This is a genomic window from Halanaerobium polyolivorans (genome assembly GCF_020711195.1).
GTDB classification, from domain to species: domain Bacteria; phylum Bacillota; class Halanaerobiia; order Halanaerobiales; family Halanaerobiaceae; genus Halanaerobium; species Halanaerobium polyolivorans.
The window spans coordinates 1-8,696 of the sequence record NZ_JAJFAT010000029.1 but is presented as its reverse complement, the minus strand read 5'-3'; the positions used below and the strand labels follow the sequence as shown (position 1 = coordinate 8,696).

10 protein-coding genes and 1 pseudogene are annotated in these 8,696 nt (G+C 31.6%); 6 read left to right on the top strand and 5 right to left on the bottom strand.

Going from position 1 to position 8,696, the window contains the following annotated elements; all coding sequences use genetic code 11:
- A partial coding sequence (locus tag LJ207_RS12585; RefSeq protein ID WP_500796443.1) for a phage replication protein O occupies window positions 1–96 on the bottom strand: 96 nt, incomplete at its 3' end.
- 110 nt (window positions 97–206) lie between these two features.
- Here LJ207_RS12585 and LJ207_RS11905 point away from each other — a divergent pair.
- Window positions 207–731, top strand: coding sequence for a DUF6431 domain-containing protein (locus tag LJ207_RS11905; protein ID WP_229346721.1), 525 nt, complete (start codon window positions 207–209; stop codon window positions 729–731).
- A gap of 156 nt (window positions 732–887) precedes the next feature.
- On the top strand, window positions 888–1,685 hold the full coding sequence (locus LJ207_RS11900) for a helix-turn-helix domain-containing protein (protein ID WP_229346720.1): 798 nt from the start codon (window positions 888–890) through the stop codon (window positions 1,683–1,685).
- 67 nt (window positions 1,686–1,752) lie between these two features.
- On the opposite strand, the gene LJ207_RS11895 is transcribed toward LJ207_RS11900, so the two are convergent.
- Genes LJ207_RS11895 through LJ207_RS11885 form a run of 3 tightly spaced genes read right to left on the bottom strand, consistent with a single transcriptional unit; the run spans window position 1,753 to window position 4,968 of the window.
- Entirely contained in the window at window positions 1,753–2,772 is a 1,020-nt protein-coding gene (locus LJ207_RS11895; RefSeq protein ID WP_229346719.1) for a site-specific integrase, read from the bottom strand.
- Entirely contained in the window at window positions 2,769–3,722 is a 954-nt protein-coding gene (locus LJ207_RS11890; protein WP_229346718.1) for a tyrosine-type recombinase/integrase, read from the bottom strand. Before LJ207_RS11890 ends, LJ207_RS11895 begins: the two co-directional genes overlap by 4 nt.
- A 1-nt stretch (window position 3,723) precedes the next feature.
- Window positions 3,724–4,968, bottom strand: coding sequence for a site-specific integrase (locus LJ207_RS11885; protein ID WP_229346717.1), 1,245 nt, complete (start codon window positions 4,966–4,968; stop codon window positions 3,724–3,726).
- Between the two features lie 160 nt (window positions 4,969–5,128).
- Between LJ207_RS11885 and LJ207_RS11880 the strand changes: the two are divergent.
- Both LJ207_RS11880 and LJ207_RS11875 read left to right on the top strand, forming a co-directional pair.
- Window positions 5,129–5,626: pseudogene (locus LJ207_RS11880) on the top strand (Mu transposase C-terminal domain-containing protein); the annotation flags it as partial.
- On the top strand, window positions 5,619–6,419 hold the full coding sequence (locus LJ207_RS11875; protein WP_229346716.1) for an ExeA family protein: 801 nt from the start codon (window positions 5,619–5,621) through the stop codon (window positions 6,417–6,419). The pseudogene LJ207_RS11880 and the gene LJ207_RS11875, both read left to right, overlap by 8 nt.
- Before the next feature lie 396 nt (window positions 6,420–6,815).
- On the opposite strand, the gene LJ207_RS11870 is transcribed toward LJ207_RS11875, so the two are convergent.
- Window positions 6,816–7,115 carry a type II toxin-antitoxin system Phd/YefM family antitoxin gene (locus tag LJ207_RS11870; protein WP_229346715.1) on the bottom strand — a complete coding sequence of 100 codons (300 nt, stop codon included), beginning with the start codon at window positions 7,113–7,115 and terminating at the stop codon, window positions 6,816–6,818.
- Between the two features lie 312 nt (window positions 7,116–7,427).
- Here LJ207_RS11870 and LJ207_RS12410 point away from each other — a divergent pair, with 312 nt between their 5' ends.
- Entirely contained in the window at window positions 7,428–7,754 is a 327-nt protein-coding gene (locus tag LJ207_RS12410) for a UPF0236 family transposase-like protein (protein ID WP_369414192.1), read from the top strand.
- Window positions 7,708–8,334: a UPF0236 family transposase-like protein gene (locus tag LJ207_RS12405; protein ID WP_369414191.1), complete on the top strand. Its 627-nt coding sequence runs from the start codon at window positions 7,708–7,710 to the stop codon at window positions 8,332–8,334. Before LJ207_RS12410 ends, LJ207_RS12405 begins: the two co-directional genes overlap by 47 nt.
- The last annotated feature ends 362 nt before the right edge of the window (window positions 8,335–8,696 follow it).

Below are 8,696 nucleotides of genomic sequence, written 5' to 3'. Positions count from 1 at the left end.
CAATTTAACAATCTGCTTTCTCAGCTTTTTAGCACTTAATATGTTTGAACTCCAGAACTCATCATTCTGGCTGAAATCTATGATGTTATCTATCAAATTAATCCATTAGAAAACGATAAATATTAATCAAAATAATTTAAAACTAGCACTTTCTTTTCCTAAAATAATCTGATAAAATATTGTCAGAATATTTAGGATGTGATCGGATGCAAATTATTCATGACTTTAAAATTACTGTTAAGGAATATTCTGAACTTGGTCAGGATAATGATTTTTTGCACCCAGAAGAATGCCCTCACTGCCATGATAAACTTAAGAAACATGGGTTTTATCCTCGTTATGTAATCACCATCGATAAAAAATGCTACTTAATCTTAATCAGAAGATATAAATGCCAGTATTGTGGCAAAACTGTTTCGATTCTTCCAGCCTTTCTCTTCCCTAGATTTCAGAGATCTCTAAATTATATTATCTGCTGTATGAAAGAATATCTGCTGCAGAAAAAACTCCTTCTCTACAAACGAGCAGTATATTTTTATCTGCACAGGTTTACCTGCAATGTTCCTGGTCTAATTGCTTTTTTCAGAGATAAATATCACTCACTGATTCCCTTTAAATTATCCAGAATAAAAAAAGCCACAAAACTAATTAAAATGATTTGGAGCTCCGACGCTCAGATACTCTCAAAAGAGTATCAGGATCACTTTAATCAATGTTTTATGGCACTTTAATTATACCATAAAGATTAAAGTTTTGGAACTATTTTTTTAAACACAAAAGCTTTCACTAGAAAAGAGCTATTTTTCTGATTAAAATGTTATTATCAGCAGTTTAAGAACATTTTTGCTCTTAAATGCTAAAATTTAAGCTTAAAGGAGCTGATTTTGATGACTGATAATGACAGAGAACAGATAGCTCTATTTCGTTTTTCACTCATTTCACCTATCCTGAATAGACAGGTGAAAAAACAGAACGAGTATCTGGCAAAGGTGGCTGCTAAAAAACATAATGTCCCTTATTATGGAGTCAGAGAATACTCACCAAAAACCATATCCATGTGGGTTAGAGCCTATCGCAAAGGTGGTTTTGAAGGGCTTAAACCCAAACCCAGAAATGACAAAGGCAAAAGCCGTGTTTTAACTCCAGAACTTAAAGAAGTTATTTTAGAAGCTAGAGAAGATCATCCTGATCGGTCTGTTTCTTTACTCTATGATCAGCTGATCACTGAAAAGAAAATGTTGCCCTCTCAAGCCTCCTATTCTACTGTCTATCGCTTTCTTAAAAAGAAGAACCTGTTGGTCAACTCTCCCCGCAAAGAAGAAAACAGACGCCGTTTTGCCTATGATCAGGTTAATATGCTCTGGCAGGGAGACGAGATGTATGGACCCTATCTCAACCTTGATGGCAAAAAGGTTAAGACTTTTCTCTTTGCCTTTATTGATGACTGCTCCAGGGTTATTACTTATGCCAAATTCTTAACAACAGAAAAGTTTTCTGCTGTGCAGCAGGTACTCTCAGAAGCTATTTTAAGAAGAGGTATTCCAAAACTCCTTTATGTTGATAATGGTAAAGTCTATCGCAGTGATAATCTTCATTTTGCCTGTGCTTCTCTGGGTATTACCCTGATTCACACTAAGCCGTATTCACCTGCTGATAAAGGTTATGCAAAGTGTATGATTATGTAAAGTAAATTCTTAAAACACTGTAATGAGTGCATCGTTCTTAAATTAACTTTACATAATTTGAGTTAATCTATTGATCAAATTTTTTCAGCCAGGATAATAAATTGTCATTATCCTGCCATTGAGGTTTTTCTTCAGGAGAAACATCAGTATAGGCTTTTTCAATTGCCTCGCGTTTCTGTCTGGAATCAGCTCTGGCATAGACTTCAGTTACCTGAACTGAGCTATGACCAAGAATATCTCTAATATAAACAAGATTAACTCCTGCCTGAAGTAAGTGCATAGCTTTTGAATGTCTCAATGAATGGCATGAAATTTGATCAGGTATTAAAGCAGGTGCATTTTCTTTAGCCAAGTTGCTGTATTTTTTCAGAATATAGTTTACTCCAGCTCTTGTGAGCTTTTCTTTACGACTATTGAAAAATAGTGGATACTCATTTGCATAATCTTGCAGCAGGCCATTTACCTCCATATATTTTCTTAAAATGTTAGCTGTTGGTTCCATTAAAGGAACTATTCTTGCTTTTTTTCCTTTGCCAATTAGTTTGATTGTATATGGTTTATCAAAACGAATACTTGAGGGGGTTAAATCAATGATTTCCTGTACTCTGGCTGCTGTATCATACATTAAACTCAGTATTGCTAGATTGCGTTGCCCTGATTTCAAACTTTGATCTGGCATTTCCAGTAACAATTTAATCCCATCTAAGCTTAAATAATTAATTGTTTTCTTTTCTGTTTTTTTAACTGGTATTGATAATATTTGCTGCCACTCCTGCAGATTTTCAGGATTCTGATATTGAAGATATCTAAAGAAAGAATGTATGGCTGCCAGCCGAATATTTCTGGTGGTTATGCTGCACTGCCGTTGATTTTCTATCCAATCTAAAAAATCAACAATAATATCTTTTGTGATAATTTCTAAAGTAATACTTTCTGCAGGAATGTTTTTGCTATCCTTAAGAAAGTTAAGAAAAAGAATAAAGGTATCCCTGTAAGATAAAATAGTATTTTCGCTGACTCCTTTTTCACCAGGTAAATAAACTTTTAAAAAAGAAGTTAAATAATAGGAAAAATCAGCTTTTTTCATGGAAGCTTCACCTCTGGAAAAATATATGAGCAGAGATTATTAACTTCCTTAATTAGTTCTGGATACATATCAGATGTCAGTCTGACATATCTATCTGTTGCCTCCAATGATTGATGCCCTAAATATTTAGACAGAATAGGTAAAGAATAATATAGATCAAGATCAGATTCTGCCATTTTAATCAGTGAATGAACACTAAAGGTATGTCGAAAATCATGGACTCGTGGACCTTTTCCTTTACCGCCATGAGAAATATTGGCTTCCCATAATATTTTTCTGAACCAGCGGTAAACAGTATTAGAGTCATAACTGCTTCCATCTTGCTGAGTGAAAAAATAATTTGTGATTAGATTTTTCGATAAACATTTTTCTCTGTATACCAGGCAGATGTCAGTTAATGAGTCAGATAAAGGTAAAACTCTATCTCTATCATTTTTAGAATCTCTAATAACAATGTATTTTTCGGTTAAATTAACATCTTCAGTTTTTAAAGAGAGAGCCTCACTAACTCTTAAACCACAGCCGTAAATCATACGGAATACAACTGGCATAACATATCTTGTATTTAATTTTTTATGGAATTTTAAATTATCACAGGCATCAAAAAAACTTTTAATTTCTTCTTTAGAGAAGATATATGGTGTAAAGGTAGTTTTTTTGAATTTAATCTGCTCTGGAATATATGATTGATATCCAAGCTTGTTTAAATAAATCGAGAAATTTTTAATATGATTAATCCTTTTGTATCTTGTAGTATCAGCTTCATTTTTTCGTTTTTTAGCCCATTTATCAGATATATCTTTAGTTAAACCTATCTCAGTAAATTCATTTTTAATAATAAATCGATCAAATGTTTTAAAACTAGAAATCTCTTTGTAGTCATAACCAATATTTCTTTTAAATTCTATATACTGTTTTAAAAGCACTGCATATATGCTCTTAAATTCCATTTTAGTTCACCTCCTGAATATAATAAGGTGAATTTAGATCTGGAACTTCAAGTGAGCACTGTCTTAAAGAATCTAAATCTATTCTTAGATATGTTTTTGTGCTTTCTGTACTGCTATGACCCAGCACTTCTGAAATAACTGGAAGTGGAGTTTTTTGCTCCAGTAAAGAACAGGCAAGGCTGTGTCTCAGGGCATGGGGTCCATGTTTTTTCTTATGCAGATTAGAAATTTTTGCTTTATTTAAATAAAATGTAACTATGCTGTGCAGTGTTGGCTCTTTTAACTTATCATAAGGCTGATTTATACAGATGAAAATATACTGGAGTTCTGATTCTGGACGCCCAAATTTAAGATAATCAATAATTGCATTACCCACTTCCGTTAAAAGAGGTAGTTCAACTGTTCTGGCTGTTTTTGTCTGTTTAATTCTAATCATATTTTTTTTCCAGTTAATATTTTCAAACTTTAATCTGCAGATATCAGAAGCTCGTAATCCAAGTCTTGCTGCCAGCAGCATCATCGCATAATCTCGTTTACCTTTGGGATTTGCTCTATCTACTGATTTAAGTAGCCTTTTAATTTCATCTTTGGTATAGGTAGTTGGTAATTTCCTTTCTTTTTTGTAACTGCTTTTTGGAATAACATATGAAAAATCAATTAACACTATTTCATTCTGATAAAGATATTTTAAAAAACCTCTAAGAGTGCTGAACATATTATGGATTGTGGCTTTAGAATATATCCCCAGATTATTAATGAATTGAAGTATATGCTGACTTTCTATCCTATTTAAAGAAAGTATATTATTTGCTTTCAGGTGATCTAAAAATCTTAATAAATAAATTTTCTTGCTTTCCAGTGTTTTTGCTGCAAATCCCCTAAGCTTAAGGTGTTCTAGATAGGTTAAAATAATTTTACCTATCTCTCCATCAAAGTTATACTTTTTAGAGATTGATCTAAATTTAATTACACCCGTAGCCTGAAATTCACTGGTTACATTTGCTATTCTGATAAGGTCTTTTTCTTTTCTGCATAGTTTTTCATAGGGGCGATTTTTCATTATACTGGATATGAATTTTTCTCCTACCTGAGAATTATAGAATTCAATAGAGTTTTTGACCATAAAGTCATTTAAAAGCTGCCAGCCTCTCTGATATTTTAATTGTGTAGCTCTTTGGTAGGATAGACTTTTAAGATGCACCCCCAGTTCTGATATTAGTTCCTGAAGTTTTTGTTCTCTTTTCATTTGCATTTTCCTCTCTATAATATTTAGGCTTTTGCCTTAACTAATTATAGAGTAATTATGTAAAGTAAACCAGCAAAAATTTCTAGTATATCAACATTATTTTAATGTACTTTACATAATCATACACTTTGCATAACCCTTGTTATGTGAAGCTTCACATAATAAAGGCAAAATTGAAAGGTTTTACTTAACTGTCAGAAAAAGATTTTTACCTCTTTTAACTGATGAAGATTTATCTTCCCTGGATAAGCTAAACAAGAGCTTTTTTAAGTGGCTGGAAAAAGATTATCACCGTAAAGTGCACTCTTCTCTGAAGATGACCCCTCTGGATAAATACATGTCCCAGATTAGTCAGGTTAAAACCTATGATGATCCTGAAAAACTTAAGCTGCTTTTTCTCAAAAGAGCTCAGAGAAAAGTTAGACATGATGGAACTATATCTGTTAATTCTAAACTCTATCAGGTGCCACCTGTCTATATTGGCAAAAAGGTTAAGATCCGCTTTGATCAAGAAACATATGATAATATTTATCTTTATGAAAATGGTAAATGCATTACTAAAGCTGAGCCTGTGATTATGGCTGATAATGCTCATGCTAAAAGAGGTAATCCTATCTCCTTTGCTAAAATGACTGAAGGAGGTAGCAAAAATGTATAAATCTTTTTATTCTTTATCAGATAATCAATTTAAAAAAGAGATTGAAACTAAAGATCTCTACCAGTCTGAAAACTTAAAAGAACTGTCTGCCAGACTTGACTATCTTAAAAAAACAAGAGGCATTGCTGTCATTATTGGTGAACCTGGAAGTGGTAAAACTTCTGCCCTGAGATCTATGGCTAACAGTGTTAATCCATCATTATTTAAGGTCATCTATTTCCCCTTATCTACAGGCTCAGTAATGGATTTTTACAGAGGCATAGCCATTGGCCTGGGAGAAGAACCTAAATTCAGAAAGGTGGATCTTTTTAATCAGGTTCAGGCTGCTATCTTAAAGTTTTACAACGAGAAAAAGATTACTCCCATCATTATCTTAGATGAAATGCAGCTTGCTCCCAACAAATTTTTGAGTGATCTTGGTATTTTATTTAATTTTGCTATGGATTCTCAGAACCCATTTATTCTGATTTTAGCTGGTTTATCTCACTTTATGACAAAGCTAAATTTAAATCATAATCAGTCCTTAAATCAGCGAGTGATCATGAAGTATCAGCTGAACCCCTTAAACAAAGAAGAAGTCAAAGAATATGTTGAGCACCAGCTTAAACTTGCTGGAGCAAATCACCCAGTATTCATACCTCAGGCTCTGGAGGCAATTGCCTTGAGATCCAGAGGGCTACCTAGATTGATCAACAATATCGCAGTTAATTCTCTGCTTTTAGGATTTCAGCTTAAAGCAGAGCAGATAAACCAGGAAATTGTCTTCAAAGCCTGCGAAAAAGATACATTTTAAAGTGAAAAATATTATTCAAATTAAAGGGGCTTATTTTTAAGTCCCTTGCTAATTTAATCTGCAAAATATTTTTGTTTTTACTAATTTAATTTGAAAATTATGCTGTAATTTTAGCTGATTTAGGCTGATTTAATCTGAATAATTTAACTGGATTAATTTGCAAAATCACACAATATTTGATAAACAATTCTATACTTTTTCCTATAAAAGTATATTTTTAAACAACCCGATAGATTCATATTACCTTTATTTCCAAGTGGTTTGCCTAACTCAGGTGATTTTTTGATTTTTTAAGTGTACTCTTAAGTCTGGATTTAACACTTCCCTCTAAATTATCAATATCATTCTTAACTTCAGGATGAAATTTAAGCTTCATCAACTTAAGACCCCTAAAAACTATTCTTTATCTAATAAATCCATTATTTCTTTTTCATTTACTGCATCTTTAAGATCAAAATTTTCTTTTCTTTTGGCTATGATTTCTTCAATATGGGTATCTTCTAATTGTTCTTCCAGAAATTCTATTTTTCCCAATAACATTTCATATTCTTCAATATCCATCATAATACCTTCAATATCATTATTTCTGGTAATAAATAGTGGGGACTCTTTTGTTTTATCTAACATTTTGCTAAAATTTCGAACAATTTCAGAAGATGAGACCATATAATCTCTATCAATTCTTAAAGTAACCATTATCTGCACCTCCATAAATTAAAATATTTTATAAATGATTATCTTAATTAAATTATACATTAAATTTTATGTAAAATCAATTGTAATATTTTATTTTTAATTTATATAATTACTTGTTTTTTTCTTTGTTAGTGTAAAACAAAAGTGGGATTTAAGAATTGATTTGAGTAAATAGGCAGGATTTTTAAGACAAATAAAGAAGGAGCCTCACAAGGACAATTTAAAAAGAAAGGAGTGAGGCCCCTTGGAACTTGATTTAAGGATATTACAAAATGAAACTAACTTCAAGGATTTAGAGAAAAAAATTTTAAAATTGTCTGTAATCAAGCTAGAGAAATTCTAAAAAGACTTTTAGAAAAAATTGATGAGATAATTATGGAAAGTAGAGATAAGGATAAATTTGATAACAAAGATATCAAAAAAAGAACTCTTGATACTCTTTTTGGAGAAGTAACTATTAAGAGAAGATACTATAAAGATTCAAATGATGATTTTCGTTTTCTTTTAGATGAGTACTTAAATATACCAGCTAATAAAAGGCAGTCTCCAGCTTTAAAAGAAATAGCATTAGATTTAGTAACAGAACTTCCATATAGAAAATATCTTAGAGACTTCAACCAGTCATTCTTCAATTTTTAACTGGGTTCAAAAAGAAGGTTCTAAACTTGCCAAAGAAGCTAAAACAAAGCAGCATGATTTCTTTAATGATGGACTGATACCTGATGATAAATATGGAGATAGAAAAGAAATTGAACATCTTTTTGTAGAAGCAGACGAAATTCATATTCCACTCCAGGAAGATGACAAAGAAAAGGGTGAACTCAAGCTTGGTATGAGTTATCAGGGATGGGAAAAAAGACATCCAATGAGTGATGAATATAATTTAACAGGTAAAAAATATTATGGTGGCGTATTTAGCAGTGATGAACTTTGGAAAGAAACTGCTGCAGAGATTTATGAAGACTACTCATTTGCTAATGGCAGCATTTCAGTTTTATGCGGAGATGGAGCTGATTGGATAACAACAGGAAGGGAATATATACCTCAGGTAAAAGTGAGATTTTTAGATAAATATCATCTAAATAAAAATCTTTTTAAGAAACTTGGTAGATCGAAATTCATACCGAAATTACTGGATAATATAAAAGAAAATGATATAGATAAACCAAGAGAAAACCTAAAAAAAAGCAAGACAATACAGACAGAAAAAAACAGATAAAGAAATAGCAGATAGAAATAACACTTTAGAAAAGCATTTAGATAAAGTTAACTGGGAATTCAAAACAGATGATTTAAACAAAGCATATAATACTGTGCAAAAGAAATATTCCAGATCAGAATCTGAAGTATTGAAAGTAACAATGCCTGCTCTAAAAGGACCAAAATCAGGTCAAGACTGGGTTAAAGGATTAAAAAATATATCAGATACAATGATAAATAATCCAATAATTTAAGCTGGATAAATGATTTCTGATATTTATAGGAGAAGTATGTCTAAATATAGATACTAAATTGCAATAATAAATTGAACTAATTTCAAACTGTAATAATTTTACTTGTATAAAATTAGTTTTAGTTGAT